The following is a 25,772-nucleotide window of genomic DNA, read 5'->3' as shown; positions in this document are numbered from 1 at the left end:
GTGCATCGACGACGGTGGTCGTCGACGGCGGCGCGACTCCCCGGGATGCCGGTCGCCGCGCTCAGGATAGCCGTCGGCCCTCCGTCCGCGTGGCCACCGCACCGCGGCCGACCGGGGGATCCGGTGCTCACCCGGGCAGCGGGATGCTCCACCGCAGCAGCAGGCCGCCGGCGGGCCCACGGTCCAGCTCCAGCCGGCCGCCCCGGCGCTCGGCCCGGAACCGCAGGTTGGACAGCCCGCTCCGGCGGGCGGAGGGGCGCAGGCCCACGCCGTCGTCGGACACCGTCATCGTGAGGGTGCGACCCGTCGTCACGAGGTCGACCGTGACGGCGGTCGCCCCCGCGTGCTTGGCCGCGTTGGTCAGCGACTCGCGCAGCACGGCCTCCACCTCGCTGCCCAGCTGCTCGTCGACGACGGTGTCCAGGGGCCCCTCGAAGGAGAGGAGGGGCGCGAAGCCCAGCACCGGCGTCATCTCACCGAGGACCTGCATCACCCGCCCCCGGACCGACGCCCCGGGCAGGTTCGGCTCCTGCAGCTCGAAGATCGAGGTCCGGATGGTCCGGATGGTGTCGTCCAGGTTGTCGATGGCGCCGGTGAGCCGGCGACGCAGGTCGGGGTCACCGACCATGGTCGCGGTGCCCTGCAGGGTCAGCCCGGCCGCGAACAGCTTCTGCACGACGTGGTCGTGCAGCTCGCGCGCGATCCGGGCCCGGTCCTCGAGCATGGCCAGCTTGTGGTGGTCGCTGCGGGCGTCGGCGAGCTCCAGGGCCAGCCCGGCCTGGCTGACGAAGCCCTCGGCCAGCTCCAGGTCGGTCGGGCTGAAGGGCACGTCGCCCATCCGGACGGCGATGATCGCGCCGCGTCGTCGGCCCGCCCCCTGCAGCGGCAGGGCCACCACGTGCCGGAGGGGCGGCAGCGACCGGAGCTCGGCGATCGCGTCGATCCGCTGCTGGAACCCGGCCAGCACCCGGCCCCGCTCCTCGACGAGCACCTGCTGCACCTGGCTGCCCTGGAGGTCCACCCGCAGGCCCTTCAGGCCTTCGGCCCCGAGGCCGTCCACGACCTCCATGACCAGCTGGCCCGGGTCGTCGGGCGCGGGCAGCAGGATGGCCACCGCGTCCGCCTCGGTGAGCCGGCGGACGGAGCCGGCGATCTCGGCGAGCACCGGCCCCTCGTCCGCGGAGGCGAGCAGCCGGTGGCTGACCTGCGCGCTGGCGCGCAACCAGTCCTGCCGGCGCTGCGACTGCCCGTGCAGCCGGGCGTTCTCGATGGCGATGCTGGCGGTGGCGGCCAGGGCCGTGACCAGGTTCTGGTCCTCGGGGCTGAACTCCGGCCGGCCCACCCCGTTGGCGAGGTACAGGTTGCCGTAGGCCGTGCTCGCGGAGCGGATCGGGACGCCGAGGAAGGCGCCCATCGGCGGGTGGCCCTCCGGCACCCCGGCGGAGCGGTGGTCGTCGGCCACCGCGGGCAGCCGGATCGGCTCCGGGTGGTCGAGCAGGGCGCCGATCAGACCGCGCCCCTTCGGCAGCTCGCCGATGGCGGCCACCGTCTGGTCGTCCATGCCGCAGTGGATGAACTGCTCGAGCAGGCCCTCGACGCTGAACACCCCGAGAGCGGCGTACTGGGCGCCGGCGACCTCCCGGGCCGACCTCACGACCCGCCGGAGCAGGTCGTCCAGGGTCAGCTCCGCGACGATGGCGTGGTTGGCCTCCACGAGCTTCTGCAGGCGCGCCGCGGAGGAGTCGTGCGTCCCCGCGGCGGCGTCCAGCACGTCCACTCCTCAGCTACCCAGGTCCTCGACCGAGCTCTGGCTGCTGATCCCCGCATCAACGCCCGCGCATGGTGCGCGTGCCCCCACCTTACGGTTCCCCGGGCAGGGCTGACGACAAACCAGCGGAGTGCCTCGGTCCGCGCGGAAGCGTGGGCGCGACCTGATCGTGCACCCACTTCTCCGGGCGGTCAGGAGGACGGACGGACGTGCGGGAGCCGGGGCAGGTGCCGGCCGCCCGGGCGCGCTCCTCGACCGGCGGTGGCGGCAGCGGGACGTCACCCGGCGGGATCGCTGCGCGCCGCCTTGACCGCCCGCGTCGCCTCCGCCATCGAGACGGGGCGGCAGCCCAGCGCGAGGGCGCGTGCCCGGATTCCCGGCTCGGCCCGCCACAGCGCCAGACCGCGGCGGACGAGCACGGGCAGCGGCTTGCGCCGCTCGGCCACGTCGCGCAGGAAGCGGCGGAGCAGGGTCGCCGTGCGCGAGCGGTCGAGGTAGACCGCGTCCATGGCGACGCCGCTGGCTCGGAGCGGGCCGACGACCTCCGGTGCGAAGACGCCCTCGGCCACCAGCACGGGCGCGTCCTGCAGGTCGACGAGGCGGTGCCCGCTGCGCCGGTTGTGCCCGATGTCGTAGACGGGGACGTCGGCCACGCCGGTCCGGCACAGCGCCACCACCACGGCCACCGCGGCCTCGCCGTCCCAGGAACGGGGGTCGTCCCAGTCGACGATGCCCAGGGTGTGCGGCAGGTCCGGGTGGTCGCCGTCGTGGTAGAAGTCGTCGAGGTTGAGCCGGGGACAGCCGGTGGCGGCGGCCAGCCGCGACTTCCCGCTGCCCGACGCCCCGGCCAGCAGGATGACGGTGCGGGACCCGCGTCCGCGAGCCTCCGGGGCGCCGCCGGCCGGGGTGGTCGGGTGGTCGGCGGCCATCCCCCGATCCTACGGTCGGGTCTCGCGGGGCGTGCCGCCCGTTCCACGGGCGCCCGGTGGACCCCCGTCCGCGGCCGCGTTAATTCTCGGTGACGAACGGCGCGTCGCCGCAGCGGACGACTAGGGTGGCCACAGCTCGGGGTGAGTGTTCTAGGAGCGCGCGATGTCCCGTCCCCCCCGAGCTCTACTCCCGCTGCTCGTCGCCGTCGGTGCGGTGGCCGGCCTGGTCGCGGTGCCCGGCGCCAGCCCGGCCGCGGCGGCCGTGGCCGTGTGCAGCGACCTCAGCACCCCGGTGCAGCACCGCGTCAAACCGGCCACCGGGACCGGCCTGTTGACGACGTCGTCCACCGAGGCCGACCGCGCGGTCAGCGCCTACGGCTTCACCGGCGACCGCGGCACCGCTTTCCGTGCCTCAGCGACGGCCCGGTCGGGCCTGGCCGGGCTGCACCGCCTCTACGCCGCCCGCACGGGCGACTTCCTGTACAGCACCGACGCGAGCGAGGTGCGGCAGGCGGTGTCCGACGGCTACGCCGACCAGGGGGTCCGGTTCCACGTCGCGACGAGCGCGGCGTCCTGCCTCACCCCGGTCGAGCGCTGGACGAAGGGCGGGCGGCACCAGATGGTGACGGCGCCCGCGTCGACGAAGGCCCTGACCGCGGCCGGCTGGCGGAGGGAGCGCGTCGCCTTCTACGCCCGCCCCGCCACCACCGCGACCACCCCGGTCAGCGGTCAGCCGGGCCTGGTCACCAAGCCGATCGCCACCACCAAGGGCACGACCTTCTCCTTCGCCGCGGTGCCCGACACGCAGCAGGAGGTGGTCGGCGCCGGCGACACCCGGATGACGAACCGCTCCAGCTGGGTGCTGCAGCAGAAGCAGATGAGCTTCGTGCTGCAGACCGGTGACCTGGTCAACTGGGACACCCCCGACCACGCCCAGTGGGCCCGCGCCAAGCGCGGCCTCGCCCCCCTGGAGAAGGCGAAGCTGCCCTACACGTTCGCCGTCGGGAACCACGACACGATGGCCACCGGCGTGGGCGGCAGCGCCCGTGACGCCACCCGCAGCCACACCTTGCTGCGGGACACCGACACGTTGAACTCCTACTTCGACGCGGCCGACTTCCGCGGCGTGGGCGGCGCCTTCGAGGCCGGCAAGGTCGACAACGTCTACACCCTCTACAGCGCCGGTGGGCTGAAGTGGATGGTGCTGACGCTGGAGTTCTGCCCGCGGGCCGCCGTGGTCGCCTGGGCGAAGAAGGTCGTCGCGAGCCACCCGACCTACAACGTGATCATCTCCACGCACTACTACCTGACCAAGGCCGGGAAGATCGGCACCACGAACTCGGGCTACGGCGACACCAGCCCCGACTACGTCTGGAAGAACCTGGTCCGGCAGTACCCGAACATCAAGCTGGTCTTCTCCGGCCACGTCGGCAAGGCCCGCAAGGCCCGCGTCGACACCGGGCTGAAGGGCAACAAGGTCTACTCGTTCCTCACCACCATGCACGACCGGGACACCAACCCCACCCGGCTCGTCACCATCGACACCAAGGCGCGGACCCTCAAGACGAACGTCTACGCGCCCAAGGACAAGAAGAGCTGGGCGGAGTACACGCAGACGATCAAGGGGCTCACCTTCGTCCGGTAGGGCCGCCGGAGCTGGTCGTGCGACGTGGCGAGGCGTCCTCACCTCGCCAGGTCCCACGCCGGCCTGGACCACCCGTCAGCTGAAGGCGCTCTCCCCGGTGAGGGCCTGCCCGATGACCAGCTGGTGCACCTCGGAGGTGCCCTCGTAGGTCAGCACCGACTCCAGGTTGGTGGCGTGCCGCATCACCGGGTAGTCCAGCGTGATGCCGTTGGCGCCGAGGATCGTGCGGCACTCGCGCGCGATCTGCAGGGCCTCCCGGACGTTGTTCAGCTTGCCGAGGCTGATCTGACGGGGCTCCAGGCGGTGGTCGTCCTTGAGCCGGCCGAGGTGCAGCGCGAGCAGGAACCCCTTCTGCAGCTCCAGCGCCATGTCCGCCAGCTTGGCCTGGGTCAGCTGGAACGACGCCAGCGGCCGGTCGAAGATCTCCCGGGTGGCCGCGTAGTCGAGCGCGGTCTCCAGGCAGTCCCGGGCCGCGCCCAGCGCGCCGAAGATGATGCCGAACCGGGCCTCGTTGAGGCAGGACAGCGGTCCGCGCAGCCCTGCGACCCCCGGCAGCACCGCGTCGCCGGGCAGCCGCACGTCCTCGAGCACCAGCTCCGAGGTCACCGACGCCCGCAGCGACAGCTTGTGGCCGATCGTCGGCGCGGAGAAGCCCGGCGTGCTGGTGGGGACGACGAACCCGCGGATGCCCCGGGCGCCCTCCGCCTCGTCCGTCGCGGCCCACACCACGGCGACGTCGGCGATCGAGCCGTTGGTGATCCACATCTTGGTCCCGTCGAGCACCCAGCCGTCGCCGTCGCGCTTGGCGCGCGTCCGCATGCCGGCCGGGTTGGACCCGAAGTCGGGCTCGGTCAGCCCGAAGCAGCCGACCAGCTCCCCGCGGGCCATGCCCGGCAGCCAGGTCTGCTTCTGCTCCTCGCTGCCGAAGGCGTGCAGGGCGAACATGGCCAGCGAGCCCTGGACCGAGACCATGCTCCGCACCCCGGAGTCGCCCGCCTCCAGCTCGAGGCACGCCAACCCGTAGGAGACGGCGTTCGTGCCCGCGCAGCCGTAGCCCTCCAGGTGCATGCCCAGCAGCCCCAGCGAGCCCGCGTCGGTGAGCAGGCCGCGGTCGATCTCGCCCCGCTCGAACCAGCCCGCGACGTGCGGCCTCACCCGGGTGCGGACGAAGTCGCGGACCGCCTCCTGGACGTCCCGCTCGTCGTCGCTGAGCAGGTGGTCCACCGCCAGCAGCTCCAGGGGGGTGGTGCGGGTCATCTCGGTCCTCCGGTGGTGGTCGTCGGGCGGGTGGGCGTCATGGCTGCGGTCCTCGGGCGGGTGGTCCTCATGGGCCCGCCCCGCCGCCGGCGAGGGTGAGCGCCGCCTTCTCGATCTCGTCCTCGTCCAGCAGCACGTGCGCGGCCGCCGGCCCCAGCGGGACGAAGCTGTCCGCGCTCGACACCCGGGCGACCGCCCCGCCGAAGCCGTGCTCGACGAGGGCGGTCACCACCCCTTCGCCGACGCCGCCGGTGTGCCGGGTCTCGTCGACCACGAGCACCCGCCCGGTGGTCCGGGCGGCGGCCAGCAGGTCCTCGACGGGCAGCGGGGCCAGCCAGCGCAGGTCCAGCACGTCGGCCCGGACGCCGTGACCGGCGAGCCGGCGGGCCACCCGCAGGCTCATCGGGACGCCGTTGCCGAAGCTGACCAGCGTCAGGTCCGCCGTCGCCGCCGCCCCGGCGGGGTGCAGCCGGGCGGCGCCGACCGGGACGTGGCCGGCGTCGTCGGCGCTCAGCCAGCCGCCGTCGCCCGGGGCGTGCAGGTCGCGGCGGTGGTACAGCGCGATGGGCTCGAGGAACACCGCCACCGTGCCGTCCGTGGCCGCGGCGGCGACGCAGGTGCGCAGCATCGCCGCGGCGTCGTCGCCCCGGCTGGGGCAGGCGAGCACCAGGCCGGGGATGTCGCGGAGCACGCCGAGGGCGTTGTCGTTGTGGAAGTGGCCGCCGAAGCCGCGCTGGTAGGCCAGCCCGGCGACGCGGACCACCAGCGGGTTGGGGAAGCGGCCGGAGGAGAAGAAGCGGAGCGTCGCCGCCTCGCCGCGCAGCTGGTCCTCGGCGTTGTGCAGGTAGGCGAGGTACTGGATCTCGGGGACGGGCACCAGCCCGGCCAGCGCCGCACCCAGCCCCATCCCGAGGATCGACTGCTCGTCGAGGACGCTGTCGAACACCCGGGCGGCGCCGAAGCGCCGGGCCAGGCCACCGGTCACGCCGTAGACGCCGCCCTTGACCCCGACGTCCTCGCCGAACACCAGCACCCGACGGTCGGCCTCCAGGATCGCCGCCAGCGCGGCGTTGACGGACTCCGCCAGGGTCCGGCCGGCCGCACCCGGCGAGGGGCGGTACGCGCGGGCCGCCACGGCCACCCGCTCGGGCCGCCGCGGGGCGAGCGGGGCCATCACCTCCGGCGCCGAGCCGAGCCGGCGGCCCCCGCGCAGCCGGGTGGCCTCGGCGTCGACCGCCGCGCGGGCGGCGGAGTAGCGGCCCAGCAGCTCCGCCGGGGTCCGGCCGAGGCCGGCGAGCACCCGGGCCGTCCCCAGCAGGGGGTCGCGGGCGTAGTCGGCCTCGATGGCCCGTGGCGTCCGGTAGCTGACCTCGGCGTCACTGCCCGCGTGGCCGAGGTAGCGGACGGTCCGCAGGTGCAGGAACAGCGGTCGGCGGCGGCGGCGGACCCGGGCGGCCGCCTCCGCGATCCGCGGCCAGGCGGTGGCCGGGTCGGAGCCGTCGACCGCCCGGTAGTCCAGGCCGGGGCGGGAGCCGTAGGCGTGCTCGACCCAGCCCGCCGGCGTGGGCACCGAGATGCCGTACCCGTTGTCCTCGCAGACCAGCAGCAGCGGGACGTCCAGCCCGCGGTGGGCGGCGTTCAGCGCGGTGCCGACCGCCCCGGTGAGGGTGGAGTGGTTCGCGGACGCGTCACCGAAGGACGCGACGACGACGGCGTCCCGCGGCCAGGGGCAGTCGACGCCCAGGCGGTGCGCCCGGTGCAGCGCGAGGGCCAGCCCGACGGCGCGGGGGAGGTGCGAGGCGATCGTCGAGGTCTGCGGGATGACGGCCAGGTCGGGGTGGCCGAAGACCTTGTGCCGGCCGCCGGCGATCGGCTCGTCGGCCAGGCCCATCACGCCCTGCAGCACGTCCCGCACGGGCGTGCTGCCCGGGACCTGCGCGGCCCGGGCGGCGTAGAAGCCGCCCGAGCGGTAGTGCAGCAGGGCCGGGTCGGTCGGCCGCAGGGCGGCCGCGACGAGGGCGTTCGCCTCGTGCCCCGCCGAGCCGATCGTGTAGAAGCCCTCGCCCTCGGCCTGCAGCTCCCGGGCCACGAGGTCGAGGTGCCGGCTGGTGGCCTGCGCGTCGAAGACGCCCTCCCACCACTCCGCCGACGTGTCAGCGTCGGTGGTCGCCGGGGCGACCACGGGCGCTGACACGTCGGCCAGGGCGGCGCGCAGGTAGGCGTCGAGCGGGTGCACGGGGCTAGCCGGGCAGCCGGAAGGTGGTGTCGGGGACCAGCTCGACGACGTCCATCTGGGCCTTCTGCAGCCGGCCGGAGTAGTCCCAGTTGACCGACTGCCAGCGGGTGAACTGGTCGAGCACCCAGATGCCGGACTGCCGGGAGCCGTTGCCCGACTTCCCGTTGCCGCCGAAGGGCAGGTGCGCCTCGGCGCCGGAGGTCGAGTTGTTGATGCTGACCATCCCGGCCCCGATGCGGTCCCGGAAGGTGAAGGCCTCCTGGGCGTCGGAGGTGTAGATCGCCGACGACAGCCCGTACCCCGGCGCGTTGGCCAGGTCGACGGCCTCGGCCAGCGTCGTGTAGGTGGTGATCCCGACGATCGGGCCGAACGTCTCCTCGGCGAAGAGACGATCGCCCGCGAGCACTCCGTCGACGACCACGGGGTGGTAGAACAGGCCTGCCGCCGGGTCGCCGACGAAGCCGACCCGGGGGTTGTCCGCCGTGATCCGCCCGGCGGCGCCCTGCACGCGGTGGTGGGGCTGCAGCCAGGTCAGGTACTCCTCGTAGCGCTCCGCGAACTTGGCGTCCAGCATCGGCCCCATCAGCACCTCACCGCGCGGGTCGCCCACCGGGGCCGCCGCGACGGCCGCGTTGAACCGGCGCAGGAACTCCTCGTGCACCGACGCGTGCACGATCACCGTGCCGAGTGACGTGCACCGCTGACCGGCCGTGCCGAAGCCCGAGAACAGCGCCCCCTCGACGGCGAGCTCGAGGTCGGCGCTGGGCGTGACGACCAGGGGGTTCTTGCCGCCCAGCTCCAGGCAGGCGGTCTGCAGGTGCCGGCCGGTCAGGGCGCCGATCTCGCGCCCGACCGGGCTGGAGCCGGTGAAGCCGACCTTGTCGACCAGTCCCGCCTCGAGGGCCCGCGTCAGCCCGTCGTAGGTCGCGGCGCCGTCGGCGTGCACGACGTTGAAGACGCCGTCGGGCAGCCCGCCGCCGCGCACGAACAGCTCGTGGAACGCCGCGCTGACCACGGCGGAGTACTCGGCCGGCTTCCAGACGACGGTGTTCCCCGCCAGCAGCGCGGGCACGACGTACCACGACGGCACCGCGACGGGGAAGTTGCCGGCGGTGATGATGGCGACCGTGCCGACGGGCTTGCGGAAGGTGAACAGCTGCTTGTCGGGCATCTCGCTGGGCACCGTCTGGCCGTAGAGCCGGCGGCCCTCGCCCAGGAAGAAGTCGCACGTGTCGACGATCTCGCGGACCTCGCCCAGCGCCTCCGCGAAGGGCTTCCCGATCTCGTCGGTGACCAGCCGGGCGAGCGCCTCGGCGTTCTCCTCGACCAGCCGGCCGATGTGCGCGATGGCCCGGCCGCGGACGGGCGCGGGCACCGCCGCCCACCCCTCCTGGGCCTTGCGGGCGGCCTCGGCGCCCGCCACGAAGGCGTCCGCCTCGGCCAGCACGACCTCGCCGACCACCTGGTCGAGGTGGGCCGGGTTGGTGCTGGCGACGGTGCGGCCGCCGGGCACCGCCGCGCCGGCGACGACCGACGTGACGGGGGTGGCGGGGGCGGTGCGGGTGGTCATCGGGCGGACTCCTGGAGCTGGCGGGTCGAGGCGGCGGTGCGGGCGAGGGACCGGCCGACGGCGGCGACGGCCTCGTCGATCTCATCCTCGGTGATGGACAGGGCCGGACGGAAGCGGAGCGACCGCGCGCCGCACGGCAGGACGATCACGTGCTCGACGTCGTGCAGGTCGCTCAGCACGGCGGCCCGGGTGGCCGCGTCGGGCAGGTCGCAGGCCGCGAACAGCCCGCGGCCGCGGACGTTGTCCACCAGGCCGTGCGTCGCGGCCTGCCGCCGGAGGCCCGCCAGGAGGCGCTCGCCCTTGGGACCCGCCTGCTCGATCAGACCCTCGGCCTCGATGATCTCCAGCAGCCGGCGCGAGCGCACCATGTCGGTCAGCCCACCACCCCAGGTGGAGTTGATCCGGCCGGAGACGGTGAAGACGTTGTCGGGGACCTCGTCGATCCGGCCGCCGGCCATCACCCCGCCCACCTGGGCCTTCTTGCTGAACGCGACCAGGTCCGGCTGGACCCCGAGCTGCTGGTAGGCCCAGGCCGACCCCGTGGTGCCGACGCCGGTCTGCACCTCGTCGAAGATGAACAGAGCGTCGTGGGCGTGCACGATCTCGCGCAGGGCGGCGAAGAACTCGGCCCGGATGTGGTGGTCGCCGCCCTCGCCCTGGATCGGCTCGGCGATGAAGGCCGCGATGTCGTGCGGGTGCGCCGCGAAGGCCCGCCGCGCCTGCTCCAGGGCGTGCCGCTCGGCGGCCTCGACCTCCTCGAGGTGGTCGGCCAGGGGGAAGCGGACGGCGGGCACGTCGATCCGCGGCCAGTCGAACTGCGGGAACCGGTCGGTCTTGCCGGGGTCGGTGTTGGTCAACGACAGGGTGTAGCCCGAGCGGCCGTGGAAGGCGTGCGTCAGGTGCAGCACCTTCGTGCCCAGCCGGCGGTCGCGGCCGGCCGCCTCGTTGTGCCGGCTCTTCCAGTCGAAGGCGGCCTTGAGCGCGTTCTCCACCGCGAGCGCCCCTCCCTCGACGAAGAAGAGGTGGGGCAGGGCCGGGTCGCCCAGGACGCGGACGAAGGTGGCGACGAACTCGGCGTAGGCCGTCGTGTACATGTCGGGGTTGGCCGGCTTGTTGGCGGCGATCTCGCCCAGCTCGGCGAGGAAGGTCGGGTCGTCGGCCAGCCCGGGCGGGTTGATCCCCAGCGGCGCCGAGGCGAAGAACGTGTAGAGGTCGAGGTAGCGCTGACCCGTGCGGGCGTCGACCAAGCAGGACCCACGGCTGCGCCGCAGGTCGACGACCAGCTTCATGCCGTCGGTCAGCACGTGCCGACCCAGCACCTCGTGCACCTCGGCGGGGGAGACGTGCGTCTGCTCGGCCATGGACCCTCCTGACGACAAGATCTACGGCGCTCGGCGAGCGCTGACGCAGATCGTAGCGTCAGACCGGAGAAGCGCGAGACATCGACCCGCCTCCTCAGAGGTCGGCGAGGGCCTGCCCGCGGAGCTCGGGCAGCGCGGCCGCGGCCACCGCGGCCAGCCCGAACACGGCGGCGAACACCACGAACACCAGGCCGGTGCCGCCGGCGCCGCTGAGCAGCGGCACGCAGAGCGGCGCCACCACCGAGGCGATCCGCCCCACGCCGGCGGCCCAGCCCGACCCGGTGCCCCGGAGCGAGGTGGGGTAGAGCTCCGGCGTCACGGCGTAGAGGGCGCCCCAGGCGCCCAGGTTGGAGAAGGACAGCAGCATCCCGGCCGCCAGCACGGTCGCGGTGCTGCCGGCGGTGGCGAAGAGCGCGGCCGCGGCGGCCGAGCCGACCAGGGCGGCGACGAGGGTCCGGCGTCGTCCCCACCGCTCGACGAGCAGGGCGGCCACCGCGTACCCCGGCAGCTGGGCCAGCGTGATCAGCAGCGTGTAGCCGAACGAGCGCACCAGGGAGAAGCCCGACGCGTAGAGCAGGCTGGGCAGCCAGATGAAGGCGCCGTAGTAGGAGAAGTTGACGCAGAACCAGACCGCCCAGAGCGCCGCGGTCCGGCGGCGCAGCGGGCGCGACCAGAGCGCGGCGACGCGGCTGCCGCCCGCGGGGGGCCGGACCCCGGCAGGCTCGGGCTCGGGGGGTGCGGCGGCCACCCGCCGGCCACCGGCGGAGTCCTCGAACCGCCGGACGACCGCCTCGGCCTCGTCGTGGCGGCCCTTCGCCTCCAGGAACCGGACCGACTCCGGCAGCCCGAGCCGGACGAGCACGGCGTAGAGGGCGGGGACGGCGCCCAGCGCGAGGGCCCAGCGCCAGCCGTCGTCGCCCCGCGGCACGACGAGGAAGCCGATCAGGGCCGCCAGCGTCCAGCCGACCGCCCAGAAGGACTCCAGCAGCACGACCACCCGCCCGCGGATGCGGGCGGGCGCGAACTCGCTGACCAGGGTCGACGCCACCGGCAGCTCGGCGCCCAGCCCGAGGCCGACGAGGAAGCGGGACACCAGCAGGGCCGCCAGCGACCAGGAGAGCGCGGACACCCCGGTGAGCAGCCCGTACACCAGCAGCGTGAGGGCGAACACCTGACGGCGCCCGAACCGGTCGGCGAGCAGCCCGCCGACCGCGGCCCCGATCGCCATCCCGGCGAAGCCGATCGAGGCGATCCAGGACGCCTCACCCGGCGACAGCCGCCACTGCACGGTGAGCTGGGCGATGATGAACGACACCAGGCCGACGTCGAGGGCGTCCAGCGCCCAGCCCGCCCCCGAGCCCAGCAGCAGGCGCCGGTGCTCCCCGGTGAACGGGAGGACGTCGAGCCGCTGGGCCCGCGTCGGGGTGGTGCCGGTGGTGCTCACGCCGGCGTCCTCGGCCGGTCGCGCTGCGGCGTCACCCGACCTGCAGCTCGCCCATCGTGTCCCAGCCGCTGCCCTCGACCTGCCGGCTGACAATCCTGGGCGTGCTGGCCAGGGCCGGCTGCAGGTCCTGCATGGCCTGCGCGAAGTGCGGGCTGCTGACGTGCGGGCCGGCGCCGTCGTCGGTGAAGGCCTCGACGAGCACGAAGGTGCGCGGGTCCTCGACGCTGCGCGACCACTCGAACCACAGGTTGCCCGGCTCCTGCCGGGTGGCGGTGGTGAAGTCCTCGACCAGGTCCAGCCAGCGGTCGGTCCACTCCGGCCTGGTCTCGAACTTGACGACGATGAAGTACATGGGGCTCCTCCTGCTCGGGACGGTCGTCCGGGTGTGGCGTCGACGGCTCAGAAGCCGAGGACGGTGCTCATCTCCGCCCGGACCCGGCTCATCCGGTCCTCCGCACGACGCCGGGCCGTGCTGACGTCGGTGCCCGGCGGCTCGCGCACTTCGAGGTAGCACTTGAGCTTCGGCTCGGTGCCCGAGGGCCGCACGACCACCTGGGTCGCGTCGCCGCGGAGCACGACGGCGTCGGTGGGCGGCAGCCCGGCCGAGCCGGGCGCCAGGTCCTCCACCTCGACCGGCTCGCCCGCCAGGGTGGCCGGCGGGGCCGCGCGCAGCCGCGCCATGGCGTCGCGGATGAGGCCGAGGTCGGCGACGCGGACGGAGAGCTGGCTGGTGTGGTGCACGCCGTGCACGCGGGCGATCTCGTCCAGCCGGTCGACGAGGGTCAGGCCCTGCGCCTTCAGGTCCGCCGCCAGCGCGAGCACCCGGACCAGGGCGGAGATGCCGTCCTTGTCGGGGACGGCCTCCGGGTCGACGCAGTAGCCGATCGCCTCCTCGTAGCCGAAGGCGAGGCCCGGCACCCGGCCGATCCACTTGAACCCGGTCAGGGTGGCGACGAAGGGCTGCGCCGACGCCGCCGCCAGCCGCGAGAGCAGCGTGCTGGAGACGACGGAGCAGGCGTAGGTGCCGCGGACCCCGCGACGGAGGGCGTCGTCCCCGAGCAGGGCGCCCAGCTCGTCGCCGGACAGCATCCGCCAGCGGCCGTCGACGACGGTGGCGGCGGCGCAGCGATCGGCGTCGGGGTCGTTGGCCACCACCAGGTCGGTTGCGGCGACCCCGGCCTCGGCGAGGGCCAGGTCGATCGCGCCCGGCTCCTCGGGGTTGGGGAATCCGACGGTGGGGAAGTCGGGGTCGGGCTCGGCCTGGGCGGCGACGACGCGGGGTGCGGGGAAGCCGGCGTCGGCGACCACCTGCGCGACGAGCGACCCGCCGACGCCGTGCATGGGCGTGTAGACCCAGCTCAGCTCCCGGGGCGCGTCCGGCGGGACCAGCGAGGCGACGCGCGCCCGGTAGGCGTCCAGCAGCTCGTCCCCGACGACGCGGTAGGCGTCGCTGCGCGGGACGTCGGCCAGGTCGGTGGCGGCGACCCGCTCGATCTCCGCCGCGATCTCGGCGTCGGCGGGCGGGACGATCTGGGAGCCGTCGCCCAGGTAGACCTTGTAGCCGTTGTCCTGCGGCGGGTTGTGGGACGCCGTGACCACGACGGCCGCCGCGCAGCCGAGGTGCCGGATGCCGAAGGCGACGACCGGGGTGGGCGTGGGCGCGTGGGTCAGCAGTGTCTCGAAGCCGGCGGCGGCGAGGACCTCCGCGGTGTCGCGGGCGAAGACGGCGGAGCCGTGCCGGGCGTCGTAGCCGACGACGACCCGCTGCCCGGCCGCGTCGTGCGCGGTCAGGTAGGCGGCCAGCCCGGCCGCCGCCTGGCCGACGACCACCCGGTTCATCCGGTTGGGGCCGGCCCCCAGCGCCCCGCGCAGGCCGGCGGTGCCGAACGCGAGGCGGCGGCCGAAGGCGTCCTCGAGCGCGGCCCGGGCCTCCGGGTCTCCCTGGCGCGCCCGGCCGACCAGCTCCTCGGCCTCGCGCCGGGTGCCCGGGTCGGGGTCCTGCGCGGTCCAGGCACGGACGGTCCGGGTGAGGGCCTCGAGGTCGGCGTCGCTCACGTCCACGACCTCAGAGGACGGCCGCGAGGCCGGCGAGCAGGCTGCGGAGCTCCGGGCCGGCCGCCCGGCCCGCCTCCAGCACCTCGGCGTGGTGCAGCGGGGTGGGGGAGATGCCCGCGGCGAGGTTGGTGACCAGCGAGATGCCGAGCACCTCCAACCCGGCCTCGCGGGCGGCGATGGTCTCCAGCGCCGTCGACATGCCGACCAGGTCCCCGCCCAGCACGCCGGCCATCGCGACCTCCGCCGGCGTCTCGAAGTTGGGGCCGTGGAACTGCACGTAGACGCCCTCGGGCAGCCCGGCGTCAACGGTGCGGGCCAGGTCGCGCAGCCGGGGGGCGTAGGCGTCGGTCATGTCGACGAACCGGGCGCCGACCAGCGGCGTCGCCGCCGTCAGGTTGATGTGGTCGCGGATCAGCACCGGCGTGCCGGGCGCCCAGTCGCGGTTCAGCCCGCCGCAGCCGTTGGTGAGCACGAGGGTGCGCGCGCCGGCCGCGGCCGCGGTGCGCACGCCGTGCACGACCTGGGCGACGCCCCTGCCCTCGTAGTAGTGGGTGCGGCCGGTGAACAGCGCCGCGGTCTTGCCGTTGGCGGTGCGGACGACGCGCAGCTCGCCACCGTGCCCGACGACCGTCGGCTGGGCGAAGCCGGGCAGCTCGGCCAGCTGGCAGCTGCCGGTGACCTCGCCGAGGTCGTCGGCGGCGGCGGACCAGCCCGAGCCCAGCACGAAGGCGAGGTCGACGCTCTCCAGCGCGAAGCGGTCGCGGAGCGCGGCGGCGGCCTCCTCGGCCAGGGCGTACGGGTCAGTCGGCATGGCGGCAGCCTACGGGTGGGGCCCCGTCGGGCCGACCGGCCACCGGTGGGGTGGTCGGACCGGCAGGGGCTGGGGCCGCCGTCACCAGCCGCTGGTGCAGGGCCGGCCGCGGAGCTCGGTGAGGTAGTCCTTCGGGGCGCCCGCGGCCTCGGCGGCGTCGGCGAGCAGCCCCAGGGTGCGGGCGCTGGGCAGCCCGCCCTCGAAGTCGTGCAGCACGTAGATCCAGGTGGAGAGCTCGCCCTCCAGGGTGTCGACGCGGACGCGCACCTTCTCGTACAGCCCGGAGTTGGCGCTCTCCCAGATGTCGAGGGCCTGCTCGTCGGGCGCCGTGACGTCGTAGAGCCCGACGAAGACGTGCTCCCCGGGCTCCTCGACGACCGTCGGCAGGGGCCCGTCCCAGCCCTCCCCGCCGAAGGTGATCCGCCAACCCTGCAGCCAGCCGGTGCCCCGCAAGGGGGAGTGCGGGCAGCGCTCGGCCATCTGGGCGGGGTCCAGGTTGCTTCCGTAGGCGGCGTAGAGCACGAGCAGGAGGCTATCGGCAGCATCTGGAACACTGGGCAGGTGACTCGCGTGGTGATCGTCGGTGGTGGACCTGGTGGGTACGAGGCCGCCCTCGTGGGCAGCCAGCTGGGCGGCGACGTCACCCTGGTCGACACCGACGGGCTGGGCGGCTCGGCCGTGCTGACCGACTGCGTGCCGTCGAAGACGTTGATCGCCACCGCCGAGGTGATGACGGAGGTCCGGGAGTCCGCCGAGCTGGGGCTGCGCTTCGGCGACGGCGAGACCGGGCAGGCCGACGCCGTGGTCAGCGTCGACCTGGCGGCGCTGAACCACCGGGTGCTCGAGCTGGCGCGCAAGCAGTCCGAGGACATCTGCGAGCGGATCCAGCGCGAGAACGTCGAGCTGGTCATCGGCCGCGGCCGGCTGGACGGGCCCGACCGGGTCATCGCCCAGACCGCCGACGGCGAGCGCAGCTTCGACGCCGACGTGGTCCTGCTGGCCACCGGGGCCCGGCCGCGGCAGCTCGCCTCGGCCCGGCCGGACGGCGAGCGGATCCTCAACTGGACCCAGCTCTACAACCTCACCGAGCTGCCGGAGCGGCTCATCGTCGTCGGCTCCGGCGTGACGGGCGCGGAGTTCGCCAGCGCGTACGACGCCCTGGGCTCGGAGGTCGTGCTGATCTCCTCCCGCGACCGGGTGCTGCCCGGCGAGGACGCCGACGCCGCCCAGGTGCTCGAGGACGTCTTCGCCCGCCGCGGCCTGACCGTCCTGCAGCGCTCCCGCGCCGAGACGGTGACCCGCGACGGCGACTCCGTCACGGTCACCCTCAGCGACGGCCGCGAGGTGGTCGGGTCGCACTGCCTGGTGGCCGTCGGCTCGATCCCCAACACCGCTGACCTGGGCCTGCAGGAAGCCGGGGTCGACGTCAGCGACGCCGGGTTCGTCACCGTCGACCGGGTCTCGCGCACCTCGGCGCGCAGCGTCTACGCCGCCGGGGACTGCACCGGGGTGTTCCCCCTCGCCTCGGTCGCGGCCATGCAGGGCCGGATCGCCATGTGGCACTCCCTCGGCGACGCCGTCTCGCCGCTGGACCTCAAGACCGTGTCGTCCAACGTCTTCACGGCCCCGGAGATCGCCACCGTCGGGGTCAGCCAGACCCAGGTCGACTCCGGCGAGGTGATGGCCCGGTGCGTGACGCTGCCGCTGCGGGGCAACCCGCGGGCGAAGATGCAGGGCAGCCGCGACGGGTTCGTCAAGCTCTTCTGCCGCAGCGTGACCGGCATCGTCATCGGGGGCGTCGTCGTCGCCCCGCGGGCCAGCGAACTCATCTACCCGGTGGCCATCGCCGTCGCCGAGCGGCTGACGGTGGACCAGGTCTCGCAGTCCTTCACCGTCTACCCCTCGATGACCGGGTCGCTGGCCGAGGCCGCCCGCCGGCTGCACGGCACCCGCTCGATCATCAGCTGACCCCCGCCCGGCACGGCGCCCCGAGCCGTCGACGGGCTCACGACGGGCTCGCGGACGCCGGTCCGGTTGCCCCGGCTGGGTACCTTCGCATCCGTGAGCGTGCTGCCGGACGTCGACGCCGCCGCGGCGGTGGCCGACCTGCTGCGGGGTCGGCGCTGGGTCGCCCTGACGGGCGCCGGGATGAGCACGGACTCCGGGATCCCCGACTACCGGGGGCCGACGTCGGTCCGCGCCACCCCGATGCAGTTCCAGGAGTTCGTCGGCTCGGAGGAGGCGCGGCGCCGCTACTGGGCCCGCTCCTACCTGGGCTTCCGCCGGATCGGCGAGGCGGCGCCGAACGCCGGGCACCTCGCCCTCGTCGAGCTCGAGGACGCCGGGCTGCAGGGCGTGCTGACGCAGAACGTCGACGGCCTGCACGCGGCCGCCGGCAGCCGGGAGGTCATCGACCTGCACGGCCGGATCGCCGACGTCGTCTGCCTCGACTGCGGCCACGTCAGCTCCCGTCCGGAGCTGCAGCAGCGGCTGGCCGCGCTCAACCCGCACCTGGACGAGCCGCCGGTGCTGGAGCGCGCCGGGCCCTCCACGGGGGGACGGCGCCCCCAGGCCCCCCCGGTCCATGCGGAGATGCGGCCCGACGGCGACGCCGTCGTCGAGGACTGGAGCGGTTTCGTGCTGGCCGGCTGCGCCGGGTGCGGTGGCCGGCTCAAGCCGGACGTGGTGTTCTTCGGGGAGTCGGTGCCCAGGCCGCGCGTCGAGCAGGCCTACGCGCTGGTCGACCGGGCCGAGGTGCTGGTGGTGCTGGGCTCGTCCCTGACCGTGATGTCGGGCCTGCGCTTCGTGCGGCACCAGACGAAGGCGGGCCGGCCGACGGTGGTCGTCAACCGGGGCACGACCCGCGGCGACGACCTGGCGACCCTCAAGCTCGAGCGCGGCTGCTCCGAGACGCTGACCGGCCTGGTCAGCCGGCTCTGCTGGCGCTGACCGCTGCTGGGTCTCGCACCCCGGCCGTGTGGCTGGCCGGCTGGCTCACCGGCCCGGCCGGAACCCCCGGGCCCCGGTGGGTCCCCCACTTCACACCCCTGGCGACGACTTCACACCCGTTGCACGGGGTGTGACGTGCACCGCAGGGGTGTGAAGTGGGGGACGGACGGGGCCCCGGACGTCCGCCCGCGCCGGACCGCGCCGACCGGCGCTGGCCGCCGCGGGGTGGTGCGACGGGGTAGCGCCGCGGGGTGGTGCGACGGGGTAGCGCCGCGGGCGGTGCGACGGGTCGCGCCGCGGGTGGTGCGACGGGTCGCGCCGCGGGGGCGCGACGGTCAGTCGCCGCCGAAGAGGCCGCCGAACATCTCGCCGATGCCGTCACCGATGCCCTCGAAGCCTTCGCCGATGCCGTCGCCGAGACCTTCCAGGCCCTCCCCGAGGCCACCGAGGCCCTCGCCGACACCGCCGAAGACGTTGCCCATGCCGCCGAAGAGAAAGCTGCCGATCAGCATGCCGGAGAGCATGTCGCTGCCGCTCCACCGGCTGTAGTAGCCCTGGGCCCAGGGGGCGTAGGCCTGGCCGCCCTCCCAGTAGGGCACCCGCTGGGCGCCGACCTGGACGGTGCGGATGTAGGGGTCGGCGCCGGCGAGGACGCGCTCGGCGTCGGCCGGGCAGGCCGGGATCGCCCGCAGCGCACCGCCGGGCGGGGCCCACTGGACGTCCTGGGAGGAGGGTCCGTGGGCGGGGTTGAAGAAGCACGGCGGGCGCTTGGCCGGCAGCGGGCGGCCGGCGACCCGGGCCTTGACGCAGGCGACCGCGTAGCGGCCGTCCTCGAGGATCTCGGTGACGTGCTTGATCTCGTCGGGCCTCTGCACCGCGTCGAGCGAGCTCTTGGAGTCCTCGTAGGCGTCCAGCGCTCGCTGGTAGTCCTGCTGCATCGCCTCGTCCAACGGGTGGCCCGCGACGTCGACGTCCAGGCGCTGGAGCTCCTCGCCGAACTTGGTCACGTCCTCGTCGGCGGCCCGCTTCGACGTCGACAGCTGGGTCTCCAGCTCGGCACGCTTCTGGGACTCCCGCTGGGCGATGGCGCGCCGACGGTACAGCGACGCCCCGCCCACGACCAGGAGGACGATGACGATCAGCACCAGGAAGTCACCCACGGATTCCAGTGTGCCCCGCGGGCCCTCAGCCCTCACCACGGGGCGAGGGTTCTTACCCAGTTTTCAAGGCATCCCCCTGGCCTTCGCGACCCCGCGCGCCCCCGTGGCCCGGGCCGCTGGGGGCCCGCCTCAGGCGTCGACGATGTCGCAGAGGGTGGAGCCGCTCGTCACGGTCGCGCCCACCTCCGCCGCCAGCCCGGTCACGACGCCGCTGCGGTGCGCGGTCAGCGGCTGCTCCATCTTCATGGCCTCGAGCACGACGACGAGGTCCCCGGCCGCCACGGTGTCGCCGTCGGCCACGGCGACCTTCACGATCGTGCCCTGCATCGGCGACGTCAGCGCGTTGCCCGACGGCGCCTTCGACGCCCCCGCGCCGCCACCCCGCCGGGCCGGCTTCCGGGTGCCCTTCGCGGGGGCTGCCGCGACGCCGGCGCCCAGACCCGCCGGCAGCACGACCTCCACCCGCTTGCCGTTGACCTCGACGACGACGGAGGAGCGCTCCGCCGGCTCGTCGGTGCCGGGCGTCCCCGCCCAGGGCTCGATGCCGCCGGCGAACTCGGTCTCGATCCAGCGGGTGTGCACGCCGAAGGTGCCGTCCACGGCGGTGAAGGCGGGGTCGTCGATCACGGCGCGGTGGAACGGGACGACGGTGGGCATCCCCTCGACGACCAGCTCGGCCAGCGCCCGGCGCGAGCGGGCCAGGGCCTCGGCGCGGTCCCGACCGGTCACGACGACCTTGGCGACCAGCGAGTCGAACGCGCCGGGCACGGTCATCCCGGCCAGGTAGCCCTCGTCCACGCGGACGCCCGGGCCCGACGGGGGGCGCCAGGCGGTCAGCGTCCCGGGCGCCGGCATGAAGTTGCGGCCGGCGTCCTCGGCGTTGATGCGGAACTCGATGGAGTGCCCGCGGATCTCGGGGTCGTCGTAGCCGAGCGCCTCGCCGTCGGCCACCCGGAACATCTCCCGGACCAGGTCCAGGCCGGTGACCTCCTCGGAGACCGGGTGCTCGACCTGCAGCCGGGTGTTGACCTCGAGGAAGGAGATGGTGCCGTCCTGGCCGACGAGGAACTCGCACGTGCCGGCGCCGACGTAGCCGGCCTCGCGGAGGATCGCCTTCGAGGCGGTGTAGAGCCGCTCGCGCTGGTCGTCGGTCAGGAACGGCGCGGGCGCCTCCTCGACGAGCTTCTGGTGCCGGCGCTGCAGCGAGCAGTCCCGGGTGGAGACGACGACGACGTTGCCGTGGGTGTCGGCCAGGCACTGGGTCTCCACGTGCCGCGGCCGGTCGAGGTAGCGCTCCACGAAGCACTCGCCGCGGCCGAAGGCGGTGACGGCCTCCCGCGTCGCGGACTCGAACAGCTCGGGGATCTCCGCCATCTCGCGGGCCACCTTGAGCCCCCGCCCACCGCCGCCGAAGGCCGCCTTGATGGCGATCGGCAGGCCGTGCTGCTCGGCGAAGGCCACGACCTCCGACGCGTCGGCGACCGGGTCGGCCGTGCCGGGCACCAGGGGGGCGCCCACCCGCTGGGCGATGTGCCGGGCGCGGACCTTGTCGCCAAGGTCCTCGATCGCGGCGGGGGGCGGGCCGATCCAGACCAGACCCGCGTCGAGGACGGCCCGCGCGAAGTCGGCGTTCTCGGCGAGGAAGCCGTAGCCGGGGTGGACGGCGTCGGCGCCGCTGCGGGCGGCGACGTCGAGGATCTTGGCCACGTCGAGGTAGGTCTCGGCGGGGGTGGCCCCGCCGAGGGCGTGGGCCTCGTCGGCGAGGGAGGCGAAGAGGCTGTCCCGGTCCGCGTCGGCGTAGACGGCCACGCTGCCCAGGCCGGCGTCCTGCGCGGCCCGGATGACGCGGACGGCGATCTCGCCCCGGTTGGCGATCAGCACCTTGCGAATTCCCACGGATCCTCCTCGGACGTCATCGACCGGTCGAGCGGGACGCGGCCGGCAGCTGGTCGCGGCAGGGACCACCTGCGACCGGGCCCGAGGAGTCTAGGACATGACCTCCGCCCCCTCCCCAGGTGCGACGACCGGGGGAGCGAGACCGGGCCGGGGGCGACGAGCGCGGGCGGTCAGCCCACGAAGCGGACCGGGTCGCCCGGGCGCAGCTGGGCCGCCGCGTCCGCGGCCGACGAGGTGAGCACCGCCAGCACCGGGTAGCCGCCGGTGACGGGGTGGTCGGGCCCGAACAGCAGCGGCTGCCCCGACGCCGGCACCTGGACCGCGCCGCGGACCAGCCCCTCCGACGGCAGCTCGGCGGTCACGGTGCGGGCCAGCGCCGGGCCACTCAGCCGGACGGCGACGCGGTCGACGTCGGCGGTGACGGTCCAGACGGTGCCCAGCAGCGTCGTCCAGGCGTCGGCGGCGAACCAGTCGCGGCGCGGCCCCGGCCGGACGGCGAGGCCGGCCGGCGGCGTCGGGGCGGGAGCCCGGTCGGCGTCGGGCAGGGGAGCGGTCGGGGTGCCGACCGGCAGCACGTCGCCGACGGCCAGCGGGGCTGGCCCCAGCCCGGCCAGCACGTCCCGGCTGCGGCTGCCCAGCACCGCCGGCACCGCGAGCCCACCGCGCACCGCGACGTGGTTGCGCAGCCCGCGGGGCGGCGGCTCGACGAGCAGCCGCGAGCCGGTGCGGAGCACGAGGGTGGTGTGGGACGCCGTCGGGGCGCCGTCGACCCGCACCGTCGTCGGCGCTCCGGTGACGGCCACGAACACCGTCGCGGTGGCCCGGACGACGAGGCCTCCCAGGGTGACCTCGAGCGTCGCCGCGCCCTCGTCGTTGCCCACCAGCCGGTTGGCCAGCCGGTGGGCGGCCCGGTCCGCCGCCCCGGAGGGGGAGACGCCGAGGTGCGCCAGCCCCGGCCGGCCCAGGTCCTGCAGCAGGGCCGCCGGGCCGGTCGCCTCGACCACCAGCGCGGCGCTCACCGCGCCTCGAAACGGACCCGGGTGCCGGGCTGCAGCAGGGCGGGCGGCTCGGCGTCGAGGTCCCACAGCCGGGCCGACGTCCGGCCGAGCAGCTGCCAGCCGCCCGGTCCGGCGCGCGGGTAGACGCCGGAGAACGCGTCGGCCAGCCCGACGGCGCCCGCGGGAACCCGGGTCCGCGGCGTCGGCCGGCGGGGGACGCGGAGCCGCTCGTCCTCGCCCACCAGGTAGCCGAACCCCGGCGCGAAGCCGCAGAAGCCGACGGTCCAGGTCTGCCCGGTGTGCGCGGCGACCACCCCGTCGACGCCCAGCCCGGTCAGCGTGCCGACCTCGGCCAGGTCGTCGCCGTCGTAGACCACGGGCAGGGTGACGGTGCGGGCGGCGTCGGGCGGCGGAGCCGTCGACGCCAGGGTCAGCAGCAGGTCCCGCGCCCCGGCGGGCAGCGGGGCCGTCAACCGGAGCAGCAGCGTGCGCGCCCCGGGGACGACCTCGCCGACCTCGGGGACAGCGGCCCGGACCAGGGGCGCGAGTCCCAGCGCGTCGCCGAGGTCGGCGCACTCCAGCAGCACGGCCTCGTCGCCGTAGTCGAGCAGCCGGCGGGCCACCGGGTCAGCCGCCGTCCGGCGCGACGAACGCGGCCAGCTGCACGCCGGCCGACGTCAGGGCGGCGCGCACGGTGGCGGCCATGGCGACCGCGGCGGGGGAGTCGCCGTGGGTGCACAGCGACTCCAGCCGACCCTCCTGCGCCACGGCGACCGCGCGCTCGGCGGCCTCGTCGGGGTCGTGCAGGACGGCGCCCGGCAGCCGGCGGTCGACCAGCCGGCCGTCGTCGGTGTAGGCCCGGTCGAGGAAGTACTCGGGCACCGGCCGCAGGCCCGCCGCGGCGGCCAGCCGGAGCAGGGCCGAGCCGGGCAGCCCCAGCACGGGCAGGGCGGGGTCGTAGGCGAGGACGGCGTCGACGACGGCGCGCGCCTGGCCCTCGTGGTCGACGGTCGCGTTGTACAGCGCGCCGTGCGGCTTGAGGTAGCGGACCCGGCTCCCCGCCACCCGGGCCAGGCCGTCGAGCGCACCGAGCTGGTAGAGCACCGCCGCGGTCAGGTCGTCGGGGGCCATGTCCAGGAAGCGGCGGCCGAAGCCGGCGAGGTCCGGGTAGCCGACCTGGGCCCCGATGGTCACCCCGGCCCGGACGGCGGCCTCGCAGGTGCGGCGCAGCGTCAGCGGGTCGCCGGCGTGGAAGCCGCAGGCGACGTTCGCGCTGGTCACGAGGCCCAGCAGGGCGTCGTCGTCGCCGAGGGTCCAGCGGCCGTAGGACTCCCCGAGGTCGGCGTTGAGGTCGACGCGGGAGGCGGTCACGACGTCATCATGACCGAGCCGGGGCCGGGCCGCCCCCGCTACCCTGAGGCCGTGGCCGACGTGGACCCGGTGATCCCGGACGAGAAGGACTGGACCTGGACCCTGACGCGGCGCTGCGAGGAGTGCGGGCTGGCGGCCGGTGCGGTCGACCCGGCCTCGGTCGCCGAGCGGGCCTACGTCGCCGCGGAGGAGTGGGTGCAGATCCTGCAGTCCCACCCGGCGGTCGAGGCCCGACCCGAGCCGGGCGTGTGGTCGCCGCTGGAGTACGGCGGCCACGTGCGGGACGTGTACCGGGTCTTCGACGTCCGCCTCGCGCAGATGCTCGCCGAGGACGGCCCACGCTTCGCGAACTGGGACCAGGACGCGACGGCGGTGCTCGAGCGGTACGCCGAGGCCGACGCCGAGGTGGTGGCCGGTGAGCTGGAGGAGGCCGCGCAGACCTTCGTCGAGCACGTCCGGGCCCTCCGGCCGGCCCAGCTGGAGCGGACCGGCAGCCGCTCCGACGGCGCGGAGTTCACCGTCGCCACCTTGCTGCAGTACTTCCTGCACGACGTCGTGCACCACCTCTGGGACGTCACCGGGCAGCAGGACGGGGCGGCCTCGCTCCTGGAGTGAGACCGCCCCGACGGACACGGGTCCTAGCGGACGTCGACGCAGTCGGTCGCACTGACCGCCTTGGCGGTCGTGGAGCTGCCCGGGAACACGTACCGGAAGCAGCCGTCACGGCCGGCCTCCACCGTGGTCGCGAGCTTGCCGCCGCCGCTGCTGGTCGCCGTCCCCACGGTGGCCCACGCGCCGCCCGCGGGCTTGAACTGCAGCCGGACGTCGCGCCCGGTGTACCCGGCGTAGCGCAGCGTCTCCCAGTTCGCCCGGGTCAGGGTGCCGGCGACGGTGACCGGCTTCCCCCGGCGGACCGGCTCGGGCGACGCGTTCGCCGTCAGCCGGGCGGCCCGCAGCAGCCGGAACGTGGGTCCGTCGTCGGAGACGACCTTCTTCCCCCAGCGGACGTAGACGCTGGTCCGGAAGGTGCCGGCGTCGCTGTTGGGGAAGGCGCCGGGGTTGATGCGGGCGCCGGCGACGTAGGTGGTGACGCCGCCGGAGGTGCCGACCTCCTCCATCGCGAGCGTGTCGACGAAGTCGGTGGCGGTGAAGACGTCGGTGTCGACGTGACTGACGGCACAGCCGTGCTCGCGCACGGCGACGGTGATCTCCACGCCCTTCGGCTGGCTGGTGCCGAGCACCACGGTGCGGGGGGTGACGGTGGCGTTGACGAGCTCGGGGGCCGTGCACGTGGCGGCCGAGGCGCTGGGCAGGGCCAGCAGCGGGGCGGCGAGGATCGGCAGGGCGGCGAGAGCGGTCAGCGGTGAGCGCATGGCGGCGGTCCTTCTGGGTCGGGTGGCGGTGTCTCCGGTGACCCAGGAGTCCTGGTGGCGGCCGCTGATACACGTCCCGGGCGGGGGCGATTCGCCCGGGACATGCAGATCCAGGGACGGCTCAGCGCACGTCGACGCACTCACCCGGGCTGGCGACGGCAGCCACGGTGCGGCTGCCACCGAACCGCACGCGGTAGCAGCCGTCCTGGGTGGCCTTCACCCCGACCGCGAAGGTGCCACCGGCCTTGGTGGTGACGGTCTTGAGCTTCTTGTAGGTGCCCTTCGGGGTGCGGAACTGCACCTCGACGCGCTGCTTGGCGTAGCCGGTGGAGGTGCCGGCCTCCCAGCGCGCGCGGGTCAGCGTGCCCTTCACCGTCATCGCCCTGCCCTTGGCGATCCGGCCCTTCTTGAGCGCGGAGGAGGTGGCGTCGGCGGTCAGGTCGGCGTCGGCGAGGACGGACGCCGTGGTCGAGCTCCGGGCGGTCTTGGCATCCGGAGCGCTCAGCCCCGCCTCGTCGGCGGCCCAGGCGCTGCTGGACCGGATCTTCCAGGTGCCGGCGTCGGCGTCGTCGAGCTCGGCGGCGGTGAGGTCGAGCCCGCCGACGTAGAAGGTGGTGGTCGCGTTGCCGGCCTCGGCGCTGAGGTCCAGGGTGGCGGTGCCCTTCGTCGGCGAGGTGACGACCGCCCGGACCGGGCCGATGGCGCAGCCGTGGTGCGCGACCGCGACGACGACGTCGAAGCCGCTGGTGCCGGTGGTGTCCACCACGACGGTGCGCGGGGTGACCTGGGTCGTGGTGGTCGGGGTGCTGCAGGTGGCGGCCGAGGCGGGCAGGGCCGTGACGGCGACGGGGGCGGCCACGAGCACGGCGGCCGTGAGCAGCGGGGTGAGACGCATGGGGGTTCCTTCGGCGGGGTCCGGGGAGGGGGGAGGACCGGTCGGGGGAACCGT

At 74.9% G+C, this 25,772-nt stretch carries 22 protein-coding genes; 4 read left to right on the top strand and 18 right to left on the bottom strand.

Translation table 11 applies throughout. From position 1 onward, the window contains the following. Nucleotides 1-127: 127 nt before the first annotated feature. Both BLT72_RS16820 and BLT72_RS16815 read right to left on the bottom strand, forming a co-directional pair. On the bottom strand, nucleotides 128-1,771 hold the full coding sequence (locus tag BLT72_RS16820; RefSeq protein ID WP_172826098.1) for a sensor histidine kinase: 1,644 nt from the start codon (nucleotides 1,769-1,771) through the stop codon (nucleotides 128-130). 275 nt (nucleotides 1,772-2,046) lie between these two features. Beyond that, nucleotides 2,047-2,697, bottom strand: a complete 651-nt coding sequence (locus BLT72_RS16815) for a uridine kinase family protein (RefSeq protein WP_091414254.1) — start codon at nucleotides 2,695-2,697, stop codon at nucleotides 2,047-2,049. 163 nt (nucleotides 2,698-2,860) lie between these two features. Between BLT72_RS16815 and BLT72_RS16810 the strand changes: the two genes are divergently transcribed. After that, the gene (locus BLT72_RS16810; RefSeq protein WP_091414252.1) at nucleotides 2,861-4,342 is read left to right on the top strand and encodes a metallophosphoesterase family protein; all 1,482 of its coding nucleotides are present in this window, start codon (nucleotides 2,861-2,863) and stop codon (nucleotides 4,340-4,342) included. A gap of 75 nt (nucleotides 4,343-4,417) precedes the next feature. On the opposite strand, the gene BLT72_RS16805 is transcribed toward BLT72_RS16810, so the two are convergent. The 9 genes from BLT72_RS16805 to BLT72_RS16765 all read right to left on the bottom strand — a co-directional run bounded on the left by BLT72_RS16805 (nucleotide 4,418) and on the right by BLT72_RS16765 (nucleotide 15,598). Then, the gene (locus BLT72_RS16805; protein WP_091414250.1) at nucleotides 4,418-5,599 is read right to left on the bottom strand and encodes an acyl-CoA dehydrogenase family protein; all 1,182 of its coding nucleotides are present in this window, start codon (nucleotides 5,597-5,599) and stop codon (nucleotides 4,418-4,420) included. 67 nt (nucleotides 5,600-5,666) lie between these two features. Then, the gene (locus BLT72_RS16800) at nucleotides 5,667-7,835 is read right to left on the bottom strand and encodes a thiamine pyrophosphate-dependent enzyme (protein WP_091414249.1); all 2,169 of its coding nucleotides are present in this window, start codon (nucleotides 7,833-7,835) and stop codon (nucleotides 5,667-5,669) included. Nucleotides 7,836-7,839: 4 nt separating this feature from the next. Beyond that, the gene (locus BLT72_RS16795; RefSeq protein WP_091414247.1) at nucleotides 7,840-9,405 is read right to left on the bottom strand and encodes an aldehyde dehydrogenase family protein; all 1,566 of its coding nucleotides are present in this window, start codon (nucleotides 9,403-9,405) and stop codon (nucleotides 7,840-7,842) included. After that, a complete protein-coding gene (lat, locus tag BLT72_RS16790) occupies nucleotides 9,402-10,766 on the bottom strand; it encodes an L-lysine 6-transaminase (RefSeq protein ID WP_091414245.1) in 1,365 nt (454 codons plus the stop codon). The genes BLT72_RS16795 and lat overlap by 4 nt, the downstream gene beginning before the upstream one ends. A 94-nt stretch (nucleotides 10,767-10,860) precedes the next feature. Then, nucleotides 10,861-12,210, bottom strand: coding sequence for an MFS transporter (locus BLT72_RS16785; RefSeq protein WP_091414243.1), 1,350 nt, complete (start codon nucleotides 12,208-12,210; stop codon nucleotides 10,861-10,863). A gap of 31 nt (nucleotides 12,211-12,241) precedes the next feature. Further along, the gene (locus tag BLT72_RS16780) at nucleotides 12,242-12,562 is read right to left on the bottom strand and encodes a putative quinol monooxygenase (RefSeq protein ID WP_091414242.1); all 321 of its coding nucleotides are present in this window, start codon (nucleotides 12,560-12,562) and stop codon (nucleotides 12,242-12,244) included. A 47-nt stretch (nucleotides 12,563-12,609) separates the two neighbouring features. Further along, on the bottom strand, nucleotides 12,610-14,265 hold the full coding sequence (locus BLT72_RS16775) for a phospho-sugar mutase (protein WP_091414240.1): 1,656 nt from the start codon (nucleotides 14,263-14,265) through the stop codon (nucleotides 12,610-12,612). Nucleotides 14,266-14,275: 10 nt separating this feature from the next. Beyond that, entirely contained in the window at nucleotides 14,276-15,076 is an 801-nt protein-coding gene (locus BLT72_RS16770; protein WP_091414238.1) for a purine-nucleoside phosphorylase, read from the bottom strand. A gap of 81 nt (nucleotides 15,077-15,157) precedes the next feature. Beyond that, nucleotides 15,158-15,598: a gamma-glutamylcyclotransferase family protein gene (locus BLT72_RS16765; RefSeq protein ID WP_091414236.1), complete on the bottom strand. Its 441-nt coding sequence runs from the start codon at nucleotides 15,596-15,598 to the stop codon at nucleotides 15,158-15,160. A gap of 39 nt (nucleotides 15,599-15,637) precedes the next feature. On the opposite strand from BLT72_RS16765, the gene BLT72_RS16760 reads away from it, so the two are divergent. Both BLT72_RS16760 and BLT72_RS16755 read left to right on the top strand, forming a co-directional pair. Continuing rightward, nucleotides 15,638-17,044: an NAD(P)H-quinone dehydrogenase gene (locus BLT72_RS16760; protein ID WP_091414232.1), complete on the top strand. Its 1,407-nt coding sequence runs from the start codon at nucleotides 15,638-15,640 to the stop codon at nucleotides 17,042-17,044. Nucleotides 17,045-17,137: 93 nt separating this feature from the next. Next, nucleotides 17,138-18,025: a Sir2 family NAD-dependent protein deacetylase gene (locus tag BLT72_RS16755; RefSeq protein ID WP_231930103.1), complete on the top strand. Its 888-nt coding sequence runs from the start codon at nucleotides 17,138-17,140 to the stop codon at nucleotides 18,023-18,025. Nucleotides 18,026-18,360: 335 nt separating this feature from the next. On the opposite strand, the gene BLT72_RS16750 is transcribed toward BLT72_RS16755, so the two are convergent. The 5 genes from BLT72_RS16750 to BLT72_RS16730 all read right to left on the bottom strand — a co-directional run bounded on the left by BLT72_RS16750 (nucleotide 18,361) and on the right by BLT72_RS16730 (nucleotide 23,450). Beyond that, nucleotides 18,361-19,185: a hypothetical protein gene (locus BLT72_RS16750; RefSeq protein ID WP_091414230.1), complete on the bottom strand. Its 825-nt coding sequence runs from the start codon at nucleotides 19,183-19,185 to the stop codon at nucleotides 18,361-18,363. Nucleotides 19,186-19,314: 129 nt separating this feature from the next. Next, complete coding sequence (locus BLT72_RS16745) at nucleotides 19,315-21,081, bottom strand: acetyl/propionyl/methylcrotonyl-CoA carboxylase subunit alpha (RefSeq protein ID WP_197677072.1); 1,767 nt, start codon at nucleotides 21,079-21,081, stop codon at nucleotides 19,315-19,317. Nucleotides 21,082-21,251: 170 nt separating this feature from the next. Beyond that, nucleotides 21,252-22,100, bottom strand: a complete 849-nt coding sequence (locus tag BLT72_RS16740; RefSeq protein ID WP_091414228.1) for a 5-oxoprolinase subunit C family protein — start codon at nucleotides 22,098-22,100, stop codon at nucleotides 21,252-21,254. Continuing rightward, nucleotides 22,097-22,702, bottom strand: coding sequence for a 5-oxoprolinase subunit B family protein (locus BLT72_RS16735; RefSeq protein ID WP_197677071.1), 606 nt, complete (start codon nucleotides 22,700-22,702; stop codon nucleotides 22,097-22,099). Before BLT72_RS16735 ends, BLT72_RS16740 begins: the two co-directional genes overlap by 4 nt. A 4-nt stretch (nucleotides 22,703-22,706) precedes the next feature. Next, nucleotides 22,707-23,450 (bottom strand): LamB/YcsF family protein, encoded by a 744-nt coding sequence (locus BLT72_RS16730; protein WP_091414226.1) that lies wholly within the window; start codon nucleotides 23,448-23,450, stop codon nucleotides 22,707-22,709. 51 nt (nucleotides 23,451-23,501) lie between these two features. Here BLT72_RS16730 and BLT72_RS16725 point away from each other — a divergent pair, with 51 nt between their 5' ends. Then, nucleotides 23,502-24,065, top strand: coding sequence for a DinB family protein (locus tag BLT72_RS16725; RefSeq protein ID WP_231930102.1), 564 nt, complete (start codon nucleotides 23,502-23,504; stop codon nucleotides 24,063-24,065). Between the two features lie 23 nt (nucleotides 24,066-24,088). Here BLT72_RS16725 and BLT72_RS16720 read toward each other — a convergent pair whose 3' ends face one another. Both BLT72_RS16720 and BLT72_RS16715 read right to left on the bottom strand, forming a co-directional pair. Continuing rightward, nucleotides 24,089-24,823: a hypothetical protein gene (locus BLT72_RS16720; RefSeq protein WP_091414222.1), complete on the bottom strand. Its 735-nt coding sequence runs from the start codon at nucleotides 24,821-24,823 to the stop codon at nucleotides 24,089-24,091. A 121-nt stretch (nucleotides 24,824-24,944) separates the two neighbouring features. After that, nucleotides 24,945-25,718, bottom strand: a complete 774-nt coding sequence (locus BLT72_RS16715) for a hypothetical protein (protein WP_091414220.1) — start codon at nucleotides 25,716-25,718, stop codon at nucleotides 24,945-24,947. Nucleotides 25,719-25,772: the final 54 nt, after the last annotated feature.

This window comes from Friedmanniella luteola, from assembly GCF_900105065.1.
Taxonomy (GTDB): domain Bacteria; phylum Actinomycetota; class Actinomycetes; order Propionibacteriales; family Propionibacteriaceae; genus Microlunatus; species Microlunatus luteolus.
Note: the sequence above shows the minus strand (reverse complement) of the source record. Positions and strands in the feature narration are given on the sequence as shown.

Excerpts from the sequence above, each read along its gene's own strand:
- BLT72_RS16815 (WP_091414254.1), bottom strand. The coding sequence starts at position 2,697 with ATGGCCGCCGACCACCCGACCACCCCGGCCGGCGGCGCCCCGGAGGCT.
- BLT72_RS16810 (WP_091414252.1), top strand. The coding sequence starts at position 2,861 with ATGTCCCGTCCCCCCCGAGCTCTACTCCCGCTGCTCGTCGCCGTCGGT.
- BLT72_RS16805 (WP_091414250.1), bottom strand. The coding sequence starts at position 5,599 with ATGACCCGCACCACCCCCCTGGAGCTGCTGGCGGTGGACCACCTGCTC.
- BLT72_RS16795 (WP_091414247.1), bottom strand. The coding sequence starts at position 9,405 with ATGACCACCCGCACCGCCCCCGCCACCCCCGTCACGTCGGTCGTCGCC.
- lat (WP_091414245.1), bottom strand. The coding sequence starts at position 10,766 with ATGGCCGAGCAGACGCACGTCTCCCCCGCCGAGGTGCACGAGGTGCTG.
- BLT72_RS16780 (WP_091414242.1), bottom strand. The coding sequence starts at position 12,562 with ATGTACTTCATCGTCGTCAAGTTCGAGACCAGGCCGGAGTGGACCGAC.
- BLT72_RS16770 (WP_091414238.1), bottom strand. The coding sequence starts at position 15,076 with ATGCCGACTGACCCGTACGCCCTGGCCGAGGAGGCCGCCGCCGCGCTC.
- BLT72_RS16720 (WP_091414222.1), bottom strand. The coding sequence starts at position 24,823 with ATGCGCTCACCGCTGACCGCTCTCGCCGCCCTGCCGATCCTCGCCGCC.
- BLT72_RS16715 (WP_091414220.1), bottom strand. The coding sequence starts at position 25,718 with ATGCGTCTCACCCCGCTGCTCACGGCCGCCGTGCTCGTGGCCGCCCCC.